Source organism: Phytohabitans sp. LJ34, assembly GCF_052068095.1.
In the GTDB taxonomy this organism is placed as follows: Bacteria; Actinomycetota; Actinomycetes; order Mycobacteriales; family Micromonosporaceae; genus Phytohabitans.
This window is the reverse complement of the sequence record NZ_JBQHDG010000009.1, coordinates 170,956-186,303: the sequence shown is the minus strand read 5'-3', so window position 1 is coordinate 186,303 and position 15,348 is coordinate 170,956. Positions and strand designations below refer to the sequence as shown.

General features: G+C 71.5%; 12 protein-coding genes. 2 read left to right on the top strand and 10 right to left on the bottom strand.

The window, feature by feature from the left end; genetic code table 11:
• Positions 1-2,019 carry a hypothetical protein gene (locus ACTMTJ_RS18225; protein WP_441218023.1) on the bottom strand — a complete coding sequence of 673 codons (2,019 nt, stop codon included), beginning with the start codon at positions 2,017-2,019 and terminating at the stop codon, positions 1-3.
• Between the two features lie 316 nt (positions 2,020-2,335).
• Here ACTMTJ_RS18225 and ACTMTJ_RS18220 point away from each other — a divergent pair, with 316 nt between their 5' ends.
• Positions 2,336-3,346, top strand: coding sequence for a molybdopterin-dependent oxidoreductase (locus ACTMTJ_RS18220; protein WP_441218022.1), 1,011 nt, complete (start codon positions 2,336-2,338; stop codon positions 3,344-3,346).
• Between the two features lie 230 nt (positions 3,347-3,576).
• Here the strand turns inward: ACTMTJ_RS18220 and pucD are convergent, their stop codons facing one another.
• The 7 genes from pucD to uraD are packed head-to-tail and all read right to left on the bottom strand — an operon-like array spanning position 3,577 to position 10,052.
• Positions 3,577-5,787, bottom strand: a complete 2,211-nt coding sequence (gene pucD / locus ACTMTJ_RS18215; RefSeq protein WP_441218020.1) for a xanthine dehydrogenase subunit D — start codon at positions 5,785-5,787, stop codon at positions 3,577-3,579.
• Positions 5,784-7,118, bottom strand: coding sequence for an 8-oxoguanine deaminase (locus tag ACTMTJ_RS18210; RefSeq protein ID WP_441218018.1), 1,335 nt, complete (start codon positions 7,116-7,118; stop codon positions 5,784-5,786). The genes pucD and ACTMTJ_RS18210 overlap by 4 nt, the downstream gene beginning before the upstream one ends.
• On the bottom strand, positions 7,115-7,558 hold the full coding sequence (locus tag ACTMTJ_RS18205) for a (2Fe-2S)-binding protein (RefSeq protein WP_441218016.1): 444 nt from the start codon (positions 7,556-7,558) through the stop codon (positions 7,115-7,117). The genes ACTMTJ_RS18210 and ACTMTJ_RS18205 overlap by 4 nt, the downstream gene beginning before the upstream one ends.
• Positions 7,555-8,400 (bottom strand): FAD binding domain-containing protein, encoded by an 846-nt coding sequence (locus tag ACTMTJ_RS18200; RefSeq protein ID WP_441218014.1) that lies wholly within the window; start codon positions 8,398-8,400, stop codon positions 7,555-7,557. Before ACTMTJ_RS18200 ends, ACTMTJ_RS18205 begins: the two co-directional genes overlap by 4 nt.
• Entirely contained in the window at positions 8,400-9,254 is an 855-nt protein-coding gene (gene pucL / locus ACTMTJ_RS18195; RefSeq protein WP_441218012.1) for a factor-independent urate hydroxylase, read from the bottom strand. Before pucL ends, ACTMTJ_RS18200 begins: the two co-directional genes overlap by 1 nt.
• Positions 9,255-9,258: 4 nt before the next feature.
• The gene (gene uraH / locus ACTMTJ_RS18190) at positions 9,259-9,564 is read right to left on the bottom strand and encodes a hydroxyisourate hydrolase (RefSeq protein ID WP_441218010.1); all 306 of its coding nucleotides are present in this window, start codon (positions 9,562-9,564) and stop codon (positions 9,259-9,261) included.
• A complete protein-coding gene (gene uraD / locus ACTMTJ_RS18185; RefSeq protein ID WP_441218008.1) occupies positions 9,561-10,052 on the bottom strand; it encodes a 2-oxo-4-hydroxy-4-carboxy-5-ureidoimidazoline decarboxylase in 492 nt (163 codons plus the stop codon). The genes uraH and uraD overlap by 4 nt, the downstream gene beginning before the upstream one ends.
• A 194-nt stretch (positions 10,053-10,246) precedes the next feature.
• Here uraD and ACTMTJ_RS18180 point away from each other — a divergent pair, with 194 nt between their 5' ends.
• The gene (locus tag ACTMTJ_RS18180) at positions 10,247-11,767 is read left to right on the top strand and encodes a PucR family transcriptional regulator (protein ID WP_441218006.1); all 1,521 of its coding nucleotides are present in this window, start codon (positions 10,247-10,249) and stop codon (positions 11,765-11,767) included.
• Between the two features lie 737 nt (positions 11,768-12,504).
• Here ACTMTJ_RS18180 and ACTMTJ_RS18175 read toward each other — a convergent pair.
• The gene (locus ACTMTJ_RS18175; RefSeq protein ID WP_441218004.1) at positions 12,505-13,629 is read right to left on the bottom strand and encodes a 5-methylcytosine restriction system specificity protein McrC; all 1,125 of its coding nucleotides are present in this window, start codon (positions 13,627-13,629) and stop codon (positions 12,505-12,507) included.
• 1 nt (position 13,630) lies between these two features.
• Positions 13,631-15,118, bottom strand: a complete 1,488-nt coding sequence (locus ACTMTJ_RS18170) for an McrB family protein (protein ID WP_441218002.1) — start codon at positions 15,116-15,118, stop codon at positions 13,631-13,633.
• Between the last annotated feature and the right edge of the window lie 230 nt (positions 15,119-15,348).

Genomic DNA, 15,348 nt, shown 5'->3' with positions numbered 1-15,348 from the left:
TCACCTCCCATACCCTTCCCGAGGTCGAGTCCAGTAGGCACCGTTGTCCATGTCTTCACCGCCCGCTGCCCGGCGGCCACGCCGTGACCGGCGTGAGGGCATCGGGTCCACCGCGGGCGGGTACGGGCCGGGACGCTCGTAGCCAGGCTCGGACGCGTACTGGATCGGGCCGTCGTCCTCCTCGCCGAGGCTGTGCCGGCCGTCGTCGCGGCGGCTGTGCCGCGCGTCCTCCTGCTCGCGCGACGAGCGCGAGCGGCGCGACCGGCGGGGTGCGTCGTCGTCGGTCACCAGGCGCAGCGCCGCCCGGCGGGGACGCTCGTCCTCGTACCGCGGCTCGTCGTAACGGCTCTGGCCGTACCGGCTGGAGGGCGCGGAGACCGGGTCGACGCGGCTCTGGTCGTAGCGCGGCGCGGGACCGGAGACCGGCTCGCGGCTCTGGTCGTAGCGCGGCGCGGGGCCCGAGACCGGCTCGCGGCTCTGGTCGTAGCGCCGCGCCGGGGCCGAGACGGGTTCGCGGCTCTGGTCGTAGCGGCTGGCCGGGGCCGAGACCGGGTCGATGTCGGCGTAGCGCTCGTCGGCCGGCGACGTCCACCGCTCACCGCGCTGCTCCGCCCGGCGGCGGCCGCCGCCCTGCTCGCCGCGGCCGTACCGCTCACGCTCGGGCTGCGGGGCGGGCGCCGGCGACGAGGGCGCGTAACCACCCGAGACCGGCCCGTACCCGGACACCGGCTCGTCGCCGCGCAGGCTCTCGTACCACTCGCGGTCGGTGGCGTCGGCCTCCTTCGCCTCCGACTTCGACTTGCCGCGGCGCCACTGCGTCGCGCTGCGCTTGTCCTCGTTGCGCGAGCCGGACCGCGACGCGCGACGCTCCTGCCGCCGCATGTCGTCGAGGCGCTCGCCCACGTCTGCCCGGGGCGCCGGTGAACGCTCCAGGACGCGCCGCTCCTCGGCCCGCTCGTCCATCTGCTCCAGCCGGGAACGCCGCGCGTCGGACCGGGCCCGCTCCGGCCTCTCGGGCCGGGACGCGCGCCGCTCGCCCGGCGAGACCAGCTCGTCGGGCGTCCGCTCCTCGGTACGGGGACGCCGCTGCTCGGGCGGGGCCACCGGCATCGCGTAGCCGACGCGGGTCTCTTGCCCGGCGGCCTCCCGCTCGCGCGGGGGGCGGCCGGTCGTCATCATCCGGGTGGCGGTGTTTTCGAGGTCGTCGTCGCGGATGGCGCGCTGCTCGCGGGTCGAGGTCGACAGACCCTCCCGGAACCCGCCGTCGCCGACCCGCGGGATGATCGCGGTCTCCACGTTGATGCCCATCGCGGTGGGCACGGCCTTGCCGGTCGTGCGGCGGCCCAGGCTGACGTACACCCGGACCAGCAGCGCGATCACCACGCCGATGACGCAGGCGCTGTAGCTCAGCCACACCCAGGTGGCGGCCGGGCGGCCGGCGTTGAGGCCGTGGCCCAGCGCGGCCGGCCAGGCGACGTACGAGCTGGCGTGCAGCGTGCGCCACATCCACGGCTTGCCGCTGCCGGCGAACCGCGCCCGGACGATGCCGGTCCAGAAGACCGTGAACATCAGGTAGCTCGCGATGGTGCCGAGCCCGATGTAGATCGGCTCGAACGGGTTGGCGAACGGCACGAACGGGTCGATCACGCTCGCCGTCCCGGACAGCACCTTCATCGCGATGTGCAGCCCGAGGAAGACCACCGCGATGATCGCCGTCGCCCTGTGTACGCCCTGGAAGAAGACCCGATGGCCGATCTTCAGGAAGAACCGGTCGGTGGCGACCAGGCCGCACATGACCGTCAGCGAGAGCGCCACCAGCGAGACCACGCCGGCGAAGAAGTTGAGGAACGCGTAGACGTACACCGAGGCCAGCGCACCACCGAACGTGGTGCTGGCCGCCCACATGGCGAGGGCCAGGAAGACGACAGCACCGATCAGCGGGAGCCGCGGAAGCTTCCGCTTTACGCCGGTCGTACTGCTCGTCGTCTCCACCGTCCCTGTGTCTTCGTCGCGTTCCACGGAGCGCTCTTCGTACTTCCGCTTCAGCAAGACTTACCGACCTTCCGCAACCTAGTGACTTGCCCTTCACCCGGTCCGATCGCGCTCACTGCATCGGGTGCTCACCTCGCCTCACGCAGACGTCTCCGTCCCACGTGTACGTACCGAGGGGCGAGCTTGGTTGAACCGACTTTCGAAGAACTGCGTGTCTTAAGGGACGCATAAGGGGGCGCTAACCGGGCGCTGCGGTCCGAAACCGGGCCTACATCAGCGAGGCTCTTACAGACCCCTAACGCCTCCTTGCGGTGACCGTCCGACTACAGCTAGAACGCAGGTCATGAGGCATCCCGGGGGCAGGGTATCGAACCTCGCGCTGTTGCTCGCTCTGGTGCTCGCGTTCGCCACCGGAGCCGGCGCGGTGGCCGCCGGCACGCCCCGCGGACGCTGGGTGGTGATCGCCCACGGCGTCGCCGCGATGCTGGTCATCCTCCTCATACCGTGGAAAACCAGGATCATCCGGTCCGGCGTGCGCCGGCACAAGATCGGTCGCTGGGCGTCGCTCACACTCGCCGCGCTCGCGGTGGTCACCCTCCTCTTCGGACTCGGGTACACCACGGGGCTGGTCCGCTCGGTCGGCGGCATCCGTGGCATGTGGCTGCACGTCGCGGCGGCGCTGGCGCTGGTGCCCCTGCTGCTGTGGCACCTTGTCACGCGGCGAGTCATCCCGAGGCGCACCGATTTGTCCCGCCGCAAGGTCATGCGCGTGGGCACGCTGACCGCCGGCGCGGCCGCCCTCTACGCGACCGTGTACGGAGCCACCCTGCTGCTGCCCGGCCGGCGCCGCCGGTTCACCGGCTCGTACGAGGTGGGCTCGTTCCAGCCCAGGACGATGCCCAACACCATCTGGCTGAACGACACCTCTCCGCCGGTAGACCCGGCGACCTGGCGCCTGACGGTGGTGGACGCCGACGGCACCCGGACGTGGCCGTTGCCCGACTTGTCAAGAAATACGGTGACACGGCGCGAGCTGCTCGACTGCACCTCCGGCTGGTACTCGGAGCAGGACTGGACCGGCGTGCCGGTGTCCGCGCTGATCCGCCGGACCGGCGACGCCCGCAGCCTGCTGGTCCACTCGGTGACCGGCTACTGGGTCCGCCTACCGGTCGCCGACGTCGACACCCTGCTGCTGGCCACCCACGTCGGCGGCACACCCCTGTCCCGCGGCCACGGCTACCCACTCCGCCTGGTAGCCCCCGGCCGGCGCGGCTTCTGGTGGGTCAAGTGGGTCGACCGCATCGAGCTCCGGGACACCCCGTGGTGGTGGCAGCCACCCTTCCCCGTGACCTAGCAAGCTCCCGCGCGCGGTTGACCATTTGTCCATCGGCGGAGGCCGGGGCTTGTCGCGCGGACCCGGCAGTGGACGGCCGGGGATTTCGGCTCGCCCCGCGAGCCGCCGGCCGGGAACGGTGCCCGCGGGAGCATACGGTCTAGCGCTGACAGGAGCGTGGGAAATCTGCCTCGAAGCAATGCCACGACGGACGACGGCCCTAAACCCGAAAGCTCGCCAACCGCGTGAGGTCAGGTGGTGATGTGTTCCGGGCGGATGGGGACTCGGGCCAGCGCCTTGCCCGTCGCGGCCCGGACCGCGGCGACGATCGCGGGCGTCGAGGAGATCGTCGGGGGCTCGCCGACGCCGCGCAGGCCGTAGGGCGAGTGGGGGTCGGCCAGCTCCAGCACGTCGACCGCCATCGGGGGCATGTCGAGGATCGTGGGGATCAGGTAGTCGGTGAAGGACGGGTTGCGCACCAGCCCGTCGACGACCTGGATCTCCTCCATCAGCGCCAGCCCGAGCCCCTGCGCCGTGCCACCGTGGATCTGGCCCTCGACGGCGAGCGGGTTGACGGCCTTGCCGACGTCCTGCGCGGTGGCGATCTCCACGACCTTGACCAGGCCCAGCTCGACGTCCACGTCGACGGTGGCCCGGTGCGCGGCGAACGCGTACTGCACGTGGGCGTGGCCCTGGCCGGTCTCCGGGTCGAGCGGGTAGGTCGGGCGGTGCCGCCACTCCACCGTCTCCTCGATCGGCTCGTCGCCGATCGCCTCGGCGAGCTCGGCCAGCACGGCACCGGCCGGGTCGACCACCTTGCCGCCCACGATGCCGGCGCCGCCCACGCGGGACAGCAGGGCGGCCCGGACCGCCTGGCAGGCCGCGCGCACCGCGCCGCCGGTGACGTAGGTCTGGCGGGACGCGGACGACGAGCCGGCGCTGCCCACGCTGGTGTCGGCGGTCGCGACCGTGACCCGGTCGACGCCCAGCTCCGTGCGGGCGATCTGCGCCTGCACCGTCACCAGACCCTGCCCCACCTCGGCGGCCGCGGTGTGTACCAGCACGGCCGGCTCGCCGCCGATCAACTCCAGGCGGACGCGGGCGGTGGAGTAGTCGTCGAAGCCCTCGGAAAAGCCGACGTTCTTGATGCCGATCGCGTACCCGACGCCGCGCACCACGCCCTCACCGTGGGTGGTGTTTCCCACTCCGCCGGGCAGGCCACGCAGGTCCGAAGTGGACGGTGGTGGGGCCGGTCTGCCGCGTACCCGGGCGAGCAGCGAGGCGACCGGCGCCGGGCCCTCCACCACCTGGCCGGTGGGCATGCGGGAGCCGGCGGTCATCGCGTTGCGGATGCGCAGCTCGACCGGGCTCAGGCCGAGCGCGGCGGCGAGCTTGTCCATCTGCGACTCGTACGCGAAGCAGGCCTGCACCGCCCCGAAGCCGCGCATCGCACCGCACGGCGGGTTGTTGGTGTAGTAGACGCTCGCGTCCATGTCCACATTGGGCACCTCGTACGGCCCGACGCCCAGCGTCGCCGCGTTGGCCGCGACGGCGGTGGAGCTGGAGGCGTACGCGCCGCCGTCGAGCACGATGCGCGCCCGCACGTACACGAGGTCGCCGCCGCGGGTGGCGCCGTGCTCGTACCGCAGCTTGGCCGGGTGCCGGTGCACGTGGCCGTAGAACGACTCCTCGCGCCCGTACACCATCTTGACCGGGCGCCCGGTGTGCAGCGCGAGCATGCTGGCGTGCACCTGCATCGATAGGTCTTCGCGGGCGCCGAACGCGCCGCCCACGCCGGCGAGGCTGAGCCGCACCTTCTCCTCGGGCAGCCCGAGGCAGGCGGCCACCTGCTTGCGGTCGACGTGCAGCCACTGCGTCGCGATGTAGAGGTCGACGCCACCGTCCTCGGCCGGCACGGCGAGCCCCGACTCCGGGCCGAGGAAGGCCTGGTCCTGCATGCCGACCTCGTACTCGCCGGTGACCACCACGTCGGCTGTCGCATGTGGATCGCCGGTGCGCACCGGCACGCTGCGCAGCAGCTCGCCCTTCTCCGGGTCGGTGACCGGCGGCAGCTCCAGGTAGTCGACGGCGATGTGGCCGGCCGCCCGGCGCGCGGTCTCCGGGTGGTCGGCGGCCACGATCGCGACCGGCTCGCCCTGGTAGCGCACCTCGCCCATCGCGAGCACGGGCTGGTCGACGATCTCCAGGCCGTAGCGCTTGGCGCCGGGCACGTCCTCGTGCGTGAGCACGGCGTAGACCCCCGGCAGCGCGAGCGCCGCGGTCAGGTCGATGCCGCGGATCTCCGCGCGGGGGTACGGGCTGCGCAGTGTCGCGCCCCACAACATGTCTTCGTGCCACAGGTCGGAGGAGAAGGCGAACTCCCCCCTCACCTTCAGCGTGCCGTCCGGGCGGCGCGGGCTGGCGCCGACGCCCGCACGCACGGGAACGTCCACAGTGGTCATCTCAGGAGCCTCTCGTGCGCGCGGACCGACCGGCGGGTCAGCTCCCGCTCGTCGGCGGTGCGCAGCTCGCCCCGCTCGACGACCGGCCGGCCACCGACCATCAGCAGCTCCACTGTGGCCAGTGGGCCGAACACCAGCGCCGCCACCGGGTCGTCGATGCCGGCGTGGCCGAGGTCGTCGAGGCGCCACAGCGCCACGTCGGCGAGCTTGCCGGGCTCCAGCGAGCCGAGCTCGGCGTCCCGCCCGAGGCACCGCGCGCCGCCGATCGTGCCGAGCGACAGGGCCTGGCGGGCGGTGAGCGCGTCGTGGCCGCCGCGCACCCGGGCCGCGTAGAGCGCCATGCGCAGCTCGGCGCCAAGCTGGCCGCCCTCCTGCGACGCCGCGCCGTCCACGCCGAGCCCGACCGGGGCGCCGGCGGCCAGCAGGTCGGGTACGGGCGCGACGCCCGCGCCGAGCCGCGCGTTGGAGCTGGGGCAGTGGGCCACTCCCGTGCCGGTGGCACCGAAGCGGGAGATCGCGTCCGGGGAGAGGTGCACCGCGTGCGCCAGCCACACGTCGTCGCCGAGCCAGCCGAGCCGCTCGGCGTACTCCACCGGCGTGCAGCCGAACTTCTCCAGGCAGTACTCCTCCTCCTCGGCCGTCTCGGCGAGGTGGGTGTGCAACCGCACCCCGCGGCGGCGGGCCAGCACGGCTGACTCGCTCATCAGCTTGCCGGTGACCGAGAATGGCGAGCAGGGCGCCACCGCGATCCGCACCATCGCGCCCGGCGACGGGTCGTGGTAGCGGTCGATCGCCTCCTCGGTGGCGGCGAGGGCGGCGTCGGTGTCTTCCACGATCTCGTCCGGCGGCAGCCCGCCCGCCGAGGCGCCGAGGTCCATCGAGCCGCGGCACGGGTGGAAGCGCAGCCCGATCTCGCCCGCCGCCGACACCTGCGCGGCCATGAGGTCGCCGACGCCGGCCGGGTACACGTAGTGGTGGTCGGTGCTCGTCGTGCAGCCGGACAGCGCCAGCCACCCGAGCCCCGCGGCCGTCGTCGCGGCGACCACCTCGTCGTCGAGGCGGGTCCAGACGGGGTACAGCTCGGTCAGCCAGCCGAACAGGTTTTCCTGCTGGGCGAGGCCTCGGGTGGCCCACTGGTACAGGTGGTGGTGGGTGTTGACGAGCCCCGGCGTGGCAAGGCAGCCGGTGCCGTCGACCCGCTCGCCGTCGCCCGGGTAGCGACCCGCGCCCACCGCCACGATCCGGTCTCCGTCGATCGCGACGTGCCCGCTGGCGAACTCCGTCTGGTCCGCGTCGACGGTGGCGACGGCGCACCCCTCGATGACGATCATCGGGCCGCCAGCCGCACCGCGTCGAGGATCTTCTCGTATCCCGTACATCTGCACAGGTTGCCCGCCAGCGCCTCGCGTATGTCCGGGTCGCTGGGCTTTTCGTCGCGCGCCAGCAGGTCGTGCACGGCGACCACCAGCCCCGGTGTGCAGAATCCACACTGGACCGCGCCGGCGGCCACGAACGCCTCCTGCACGCGCCCGTACTCCAGCCCTTCCACGGTCACCACGTCACGCCCCTCCGCCTGGCCGGCGGCGACGAGGCACGAGCAGACCGGCGTGCCGTCGAGGTAGACGGTGCACGAGCCGCACTCTCCTTGCTCGCAGGCGTTTTTGGAGCCGGGCAGCCCGAGCCGCTCGCGGAGCACGTAGAGCAGGCTCTCCCCCGGCCAGACGTCGTCGGCCTGGCGCTTTTCGCCGTTGACCGTGCAGTTGACTCTCATCGCGATCCTCCCCAGGCCCAGCTCAGCGTGCGGCGGGCGAGCACCGACAGCGCGTGCCGGCGGTACGCTGCCGTGCCGCGCACGTCGTCGATCGGCGCGGCCGCCTCCGCGACAAGGCGCCCGAACTCCGCGGCCACGTGCGGCGGCACGGCGCCGCGCGACTCCCAGTCGAGCGACGCGGCCAGGAACGCCTCGGCCGCCGTGGCACGCAGCGGGGTGGGCGCGGCCGACCCGATCCCGGTGCCGACGGTCCTACGCGAAGGGTCCAGGGCCAGGGCGAACGAGCACACCGCGATCACCATCGCGTTGCGGGTCCCGATCTTGGCGAACTGCTCGGTGAACCCTGGACGCACCCAGAACGCGGCGATCAGCTCGTCGGGCGCCAGCACGCTCCGCTTCGGCCCGGTGAAGAACTCCTGGACCGGCAGGCGACGCACCCCGCGTACCGACGCGAGCTCCACCTCGGCACCGGCCGCCAGCAGCGGCGGATGGGCGTCGCCGGCGGGCGAGGCCGAGCCGAGGTTGCCGCCGACCGTGCCCCTGTTGCGGATCTGCGGCGAGCCGACCGTCCGGGACGCCATCGCCAGGCCGGGCAACCGGTCGCCGAGCTCCTCGATGATCCGCCGGTACGGCACGCCGGCGCCCACCCGCAGCAGCTCGCCGTCGCCACCCCACTCGGTGAGGGCGGACACCCGGGTCAGGTCGAGCAGCGCCGGCGGGCGGCGCTTGTCGAAGTTGAGCTCCACCATCACGTCGGTGCCGCCCGCGATCGGCACCGCGTCGGGGTGCGCGGCCTTGGCGGCCAGCGCTTCCTCCCATGTGGACGGTCGCAGGAAGTCCATCAGAACGCCCCGTCGTACGAGGGCGCGTCGGATCTCAGGACTGTGCCTTCGATAAGCCCGTATGGACGGTCGGCGGCCACGAACACCTCGTTGGGGTTGTCGAGCCCGAACGGCGCCAGGTCGACCAGCAGGTGGTGCTTGTTGGGCAGCGCCAGCCGCACCTCGACCACCTCCGGTCGCTCCTCCAGCACGCGCCGCCCCATCGCGTAAAGCGTCTGCTGGAGCGAGAAGCTGTACGTGTCGACGAACGCCGTCACGAGTGCCGCCCGCACGCCCTCGTACGACGCGGCCCAGTCGGCCTCCGGCGAGGCGAGGCGCCACCGAGCCGACACGGCCGTCGCGAGCACGCGATCCTTGGTCTCCGGCAGCGTCGTGTACCCGTCCTTCACGTACCCCCAGAACTCCGAGTCGGTCGAGTTGAGCAGCACCAGGTCGGCGAGGCCGGCGACCACCCACTCACCGGCACCGTCCACGGTGACGGTCGCGGTGCGCGTCTCGGCGCCGTCCCGCTGGAAGGAGTGCGGGCCGAGGCGCCGCCACCCGTACTGTTCGATGTGGATGCGAGCACTGTGGATGGTCGGCTGCGTCGCGACGAAGTGGCGGGCCAGCCGCAGCCCGAAGTCTTCCGGCTGGTCGATGCCGTGCTCCTTGGCGAAGGCGTACACGGTGTTCTTCTGCGTGTCGGTGGGGAGCACGCCCGCGTTGTCGCCGGTGAGGTGGGTGCCGTCGAGGTCGCCGGCGAGCGCGACGCTCACGTTGAGGTCGCGCAGCTCGTGCCGCTCGCCGTCGCGCACCACCCGCACGACACGGGTCTCCGCCTTGCCGTACCGGTTGGGCCCCAGCACGATCCCCATAACCTCAACTCCCCCGATAGGTCGTGTAGCCGTAGGGGCTCAACAGCAGCGGCACGTGGTAGTGACGGTCGGCGTCCGCCACCTGGAAGACCACCGCCACCTCGGGAAAGAAGTCGCTGTTGGCGGCCGTGTCGAAGACGAGCCGGTGCACGCCGATCTCCACGGGCCAGTCGCGCACCCGCCCGTCAGTGTCGGTGCGGCCGGCGGCGACGGTCGTCCAGCCGTCACCGTCCCGCCGTTCCAGCCGCACCGGCACCCCCCGCGCGGGCTGCCCCGTCGCGTTGTCGAGCACGTGCGTGGACAGGCTCATGGCACCAACCTCTCCAGCCGCAGCAGTGTGATCTTGCGAAGCTCCTCCTGGACGACCGGCCGCTCGGTGGCCTCGTCGTGGGCCAGCCGCGCGCGGGCCGCCGCCAGCATCTCGGGCGCGCTCCTGCCGGTCGCGAAGATCAGAAACACGTGCCCGAAGCGCTCCTCGTACGCCCGGTTGGCCGCCACCAGCGCGGCCGCGACCGACGGGTCGTCCGCGCCCGCCTGCTCCCGCCGCGACCAGGCCGCCTCCCGCCCCGCGCCCGCCGCCCGCTCACCGATCCGCGGATGCGCGGAGAGAGCCACCGCGACGTCCGCCCAGGTCAGGGCCCGTGCGGCGGCGTCACCCGCGGTCCGCAGCGCCATCCGGTCCGGGTACGGGCGACCGCCGGCCACCGCGCGGGCCCAGGCGGGCGCGGCGCAGCACGCGAGGAGCTCCCGCTCCGCCTCGGCGGCCGGGAGCGCGTTGAACTCAGCGAGGTTTGGCACTGTGCCTACCCCGCTCCGTCGCTCGGCGCTCGTCCGCCGTCGTGCGCAAGGCCCGTAGCCTCCCGCCTCTCGCTCATTCGGCCAGTAGACCAGTCAGACAACCGGCCATGAACCGGCTTTGACACCGAAACCGCAACATGCGGGCCGTAGGGTTTTCGTAGGTTCCTACAACTGGTCTCCGGGAGACGTGAGCGATGCTGCTGCGCGAGGTGCTCGACCAGCCTCGGCTAAAGCTTGCCCTGCTCACGGGCGCGGAGGGGCGCGACCACCCGGTCACCCGCGTGTACGTCACCGACCTGCCCGACCCCAGCCGCTACCTCGCCGGCGGGGAGATCGTGCTGACCGGCATGGTGTGGCGGCGCGGGCCGGACGACTCCGAGTCGTTCGTGGCCGCGTGCGCCGCCGCCAAGGTCACCGCCATCGGCGCGGGCGACGCGGTCTTCGGCAGCGTGCCGCCCGACCTCGTCGAGGCGTGCGCCCGCCACCGCGTGCCGCTGTTCGAGGTGCCGGTCGAGGTGTCGTTCCGCGAGATCGTCGACGCGGTCAACCCGTCGCTCTGGGCGCAGCGGGCGAGCGGGCTCGCCACCGTACTCGGAAGGCAAAGAGGCCTCGTGGCCGCGATGGCCGCGGGGGCCCGGCTGGCCGACCTGCTCCCACCCGTGGCCGCCGACCTCGGCCTGGCCTGCTGGGTGTACTCGCCGACCGGCCGCCCCATCGCCGGCACCGACGCCGCACCGCCCGGCGGCGTGCTCGCCCGCGCGTTCCTGGCGGCCACGAGACTGCCCGCGCCGGCGGGCGACGGGCGATACGCGCTGGTGGGCGTGCCCGGCCGGCCGGAGCACCGGCTGGCCAGCTGGTTCGTGGCGTTCGCGGCGGACGCGGAGGCGCCGTCGGGCCTGCCGGAGGGCGCCGAAGAGCTGGTCAGCCTCGTCGCGCTGGAGCGCGCCCAGCTGGACGAGGTCGTGCGCGTGGAGCGCCGCCTGGCCGACGGCCTGGGCCGCCAGCTCGCGGCCGGCGCCGCCCCGGCCGACCTGCGAGCCGGCGTGCTGTCCTGCGGGCTCGACCCGGAGTCCACGTTCGTGGCGGTGGTGGCCGGCCTGACCGGCTTGCGCACACCGCCTGACCTGACCGTCGCGGTGCTGGAAGAGGCACTGCGCACGGTCTCCCCACACCCGGCGGTGACCCAGCTGCCAGACGGCACCGTGCTGGGCATCGCGACCGCGGCACCGGATCTCGACGTGCCGGCCACGCTGCGCGGAGCGTTCGACGCACTCGGCCCCGGCCTGGGCACCGGCCGGCTGGCCGTCGGCGTGAGCGCCCCCGCGGTGGGCGTGGCCACACTGCCTGGCGCGGTCGCCGAGGCCAGACACGCCCACCGCTCCGCACACGGCCGCACAGCGGTGGTCTGCTCCACGGAGCTCGCGTCACACCAACTGCTACTCGCCCGCGTCCCGACCGACGCCCGCGACGCCTTCCGCGAACGCCTGCTGGGCCCACTGGCCGCATACGACCAGGCCCACGACGCCGACCTGGTCCGCACCCTGGCCGAGTTTCTCGAGTGCGGCGGCTCGTGGAGCCGCTGCGCCGAACGCCTCCACGTACACGTCAACACACTCCGCTACCGCATCAGCCGGGTGGAGGCACTGACCGGCCGCGACCTGACCCGCTTCGAAGACCGCGTCGACTTCTTCCTGGCGTTGCGCCTGTCCCGCTAGGCATATTTATTTACCCCGGTCCGCGTCACCTGCGGACCGTATGCTCCCGCGGGCCGCCAGCCCCGCGAGACAAACCCACCGGCGGCATGGTCACTCACGCAAATTCGACATGATCGACCACCGATCGGGGCAGTAATTGCGCGCCAGATGCGGGATAATTTATGGATGCGACAGCTACAGTTATTCACTTCGGCTGAGCTGGCTCAAATGCGCGACCGGACCGCGTCGCGTAACTATTCTCCAAAGCACGACGAGTTTCGTCGCGAGCACGAGCGCCATCGCGCCTGGGGCTTGATACAGCGCCATGGCGAGCGGCTGCGCAAGAGTTCCTGTGCCTCTCGAGCAGACCAGACTCGTCCACCTACGGTCTCGGCGTCCACGCCGCCTGAGCAGGAGCAAAGCCTGGCGCCAAGCAGTAACGCATCGACCGACCGAGAGCCCTCAGACCGCGGTGGGACACCGGCCGACGCCGTGGCGCCTGCCCCGAAGGGCGAGCCTGCCCACGCTGAGCCGCGTCATCGACTTAGGCCGCGATCCGGACCGCATTCACCGCGGCACAATCACCGACCGCCCCTTGAGGTTCCTACAGGCGTTGCATTGAGATTAGAAACCCATCGTGCAGACATCTCACCAAAGGCACGAGGAAGCCCTCGATTCTGAGCCCACGTACGAATTCTTGACGACGCGTCGACGTCGCTATGGCGAGGTGTCGGCTTTTCTGGCCAGCGGTGGCGCTCTCAACCGCCGCCCGTGATGTCGATCGCGATCGTCTCGATGGTGGTGTCGCCGACCCTAAACGTGGCCTTGGCGGTGCTGGTCGCGGGGTGCAGGAGCGCGGCATACCGGACGCCGAGCCGACTTGTGTACGCCAGGAGTTGGTACAGCTCGCTGGTTGCCGGGCGGGCATGCCACTCGCGGTACTTCGCGTCGTAGACGGCAGTCGGCCGGCCGCCTGCCTTGACCACGAAGTCGGCGCGGCCTTCCCATGTGGGGTGGCTGTCGGTGAGCTGGATGCGGTGCTGAGACCGGATTACCTCGCCCATCGCGTACCGCGTGGCGAGCCAAGCTTCCACGTACCGCTCCCAGATACGCGTCATGTTGAACAGCACGCCAACGCCCGCGACACCGCTGGCCGTGGGCAGACTCGTGCGTCCCTCCAGGATGAGTAGCGCGAGGTCATGCGCCTCGCGATACCGGGATGCGACGGCCGGAATGGGCGTCGCGGGTCCGGTGAGCGGCGAGATCTGGTGCAGCGAGGCACCCAAGGCGCGCAGCCGGGTAGCGAGGCCACGGTCCTGGTAGGACAGTGCGGCTATCTGACGGTGTGCGGCGGCGACGAGCCGGTTGATCGGCACGTCCGTGGTGAGGCGGCGCGCGGTGGTGACCAGCCGGTCGGGGCGCCCCGCGTGGGTATTCAGATGCGCGGTGACAGCCGGCACGCCGCCAAATGGGGGACGGGTGAACGTCTGTGTCCGGTAGCCCTTTTCCAGGCCCTGCCCCACGATCCGTTCTACCTCGCGGGTGAACGCCATCGCGATCAGGTCCATCAGGCCATTGCCGCCGGTGGCGGCCGTGGCTGCCTCGCGCAGCAGCGTGGCTCGATCGCCGAGGCCTAGTAGCCGGGTGAGGTCGTCGAATGCGAAGCGGCTGATGATCTCCACAACCCGACCGGAGCGCAGGCTGAAGCGACCGGCGTACGGGCCCGGCGTCACGTCGTAGTCGTCCCCGTTGATCGTGAGTCGCTCGATGACTCGGGGCTGACCGGCGGCCCCGCGCCCGCCCTTGGTGAGCGCGGTGAGCTCGTCGGCCTCGTCCCGACTGAGGTCGACGGTCGTCGGTTGGTATTCGGTCAGGCGGATCACGCTAGGCGCGTTCGGCGATCAAGGCCCGAACGTCCGCGTCGAGCTGCTCCAGTTCGGTGGGGCGCTCGAACCAGTACTCGGCCAGGTATGGGCGAAGCTGGTACTCCCAGACGCGCTGAGCGGCACGTGCATCGATGCCCTCCACCATCCAGTACGAATGGCCCGGGCTGACCGGCGAGTCGTGACCGATGCGGTCGCGAATGAGCCGAAATACATCGAGCACCAGGTCGGCGTCACCCGCGTTGCTGCTTTCCGCCCATCTACCGAGGACATCGTCGCTGGGTAGGAGGGGGAAGGCATGGAAACGCCGTCGAAGCGCGAAGTCGAGCAGGGCGAGGCTGCGGTCGGCCGTGTTCATGGTGCCGAGCAGGATCACATTGCGCGGCACTGAGAACGGCGTCTGGGAGTAAGGCAGCGTGGCCGAGACCGTGTCCCGGTACTCCAGCAAGAGCAGCAGCTCGCCGAAGACCGCGGCCAGGTCAGCCCGGTTCATCTCGTCGATGACCAAGACGAAAGTCTCTTTCGGCACGTCGCGGGCCCGATCGCACAGCTTGGAGAAGACGCCTTTGCGGACCGCGTAGTGGAGGGTGCCGCCGTCGCTGCGCTCGGGGCGCAAGCCCTCAACGAAGTCCTCGTACGAGTACGCGGGATGGAACTGGGTGATCTCCACGTGCTCCGGTGATGTCGCCAGATGATGCGCGAGGTGCCGGGCGATGTGCGTCTTGCCAGTGCCGGGCGGGCCGTAGAAGACCGCCTGTCGCATGCCTTTCTCCAGCGCCTCCACCCATGCGTCGACCTGCTCCACCGGCAAGTGGCACGCCGAGGCTACGTCCTCAGAGGTGGGACGCTCGTCCACACGAGTCAGCTGGTCCTCCAGCAGGTGAAACCGAGGCCGACTCCGGCGCATGATTTCCGTCAGGATCGCGTCCGCCTCCTGCGGCGCCACGCCGTACTCGCGCCGCCACTCGATCAAGACCGCACAGAAGCGCTCGTAGCTGTCCTGGTTGTCGGCCCGGAACCGCACGTCGACCTCGACGCCGAGACCGGTCATTGTGGCGTTCATGCACACGCCGAAGCGCTCGGGATCGCGCAGATACAGGAGGTAGCTGGGGAGCGAGGAGCCGGCGCCAGGCAGAATCGTGCGATCGGCGTACATCTGGCCGAGCAGGTGCACCGCGTCCTCGAAGGACCGCCGCCACAGGTCCGAGACGACCTCATTGAACCGGACGGTGTTCTGGGCGAGTTTCGCCATCACGGCGCCGGCGAAGCCAGGGGAGAAACGGTCGTAACGGATGCGCCCGGCCTTGCCGTGCCGGTTGAACACCCGCCCCAGCTGTAGGATTTCCTGCGCATCCATGTGGCCGATCCGCGCGTCGATGATGCGTCGCGCCTCCCGCTCGGAGTCTTCCCGGCTGGACACGAAGTCGGTGCCGAAGAACTCTCGCCGCTCCGCGACGACCTCGCGCGTATCCCACCGCTTCGCCGGCATCGAGTCCCCTCCGTCGCTCGGAGGAGAATCGTATTCGTCCGCGGCCGGCATCACGCTTCCGAGGTCCTCACCGATCCGACAGGGCGAGGAACCGTCACGACAGGGGCGGCCAGGCGTGGCGTGGCGACCGCCGAAGTCGCCACGCCACTCTCCCATCGAGGAGGGCCCGTGGACTGACGCCATCGACGCCAGTGGATAGCGAGTATCACACCGGAACCAAAAACGCGTCA

Coding starts and splice junctions, on each gene's coding strand:
- ACTMTJ_RS18210 (WP_441218018.1), bottom strand. CDS start 7,118: ATGATCGTCATCGAGGGGTGCGCCGTCGCCACCGTCGACGCGGACCAG.
- ACTMTJ_RS18180 (WP_441218006.1), top strand. CDS start 10,247: ATGCTGCTGCGCGAGGTGCTCGACCAGCCTCGGCTAAAGCTTGCCCTG.
- uraH (WP_441218010.1), bottom strand. CDS start 9,564: ATGAGCCTGTCCACGCACGTGCTCGACAACGCGACGGGGCAGCCCGCG.
- ACTMTJ_RS18200 (WP_441218014.1), bottom strand. CDS start 8,400: ATGGACTTCCTGCGACCGTCCACATGGGAGGAAGCGCTGGCCGCCAAG.
- ACTMTJ_RS18170 (WP_441218002.1), bottom strand. CDS start 15,118: ATGCCGGCGAAGCGGTGGGATACGCGCGAGGTCGTCGCGGAGCGGCGA.
- ACTMTJ_RS18220 (WP_441218022.1), top strand. CDS start 2,336: ATGAGGCATCCCGGGGGCAGGGTATCGAACCTCGCGCTGTTGCTCGCT.
- ACTMTJ_RS18205 (WP_441218016.1), bottom strand. CDS start 7,558: ATGAGAGTCAACTGCACGGTCAACGGCGAAAAGCGCCAGGCCGACGAC.
- pucD (WP_441218020.1), bottom strand. CDS start 5,787: ATGACCACTGTGGACGTTCCCGTGCGTGCGGGCGTCGGCGCCAGCCCG.
- pucL (WP_441218012.1), bottom strand. CDS start 9,254: ATGGGGATCGTGCTGGGGCCCAACCGGTACGGCAAGGCGGAGACCCGT.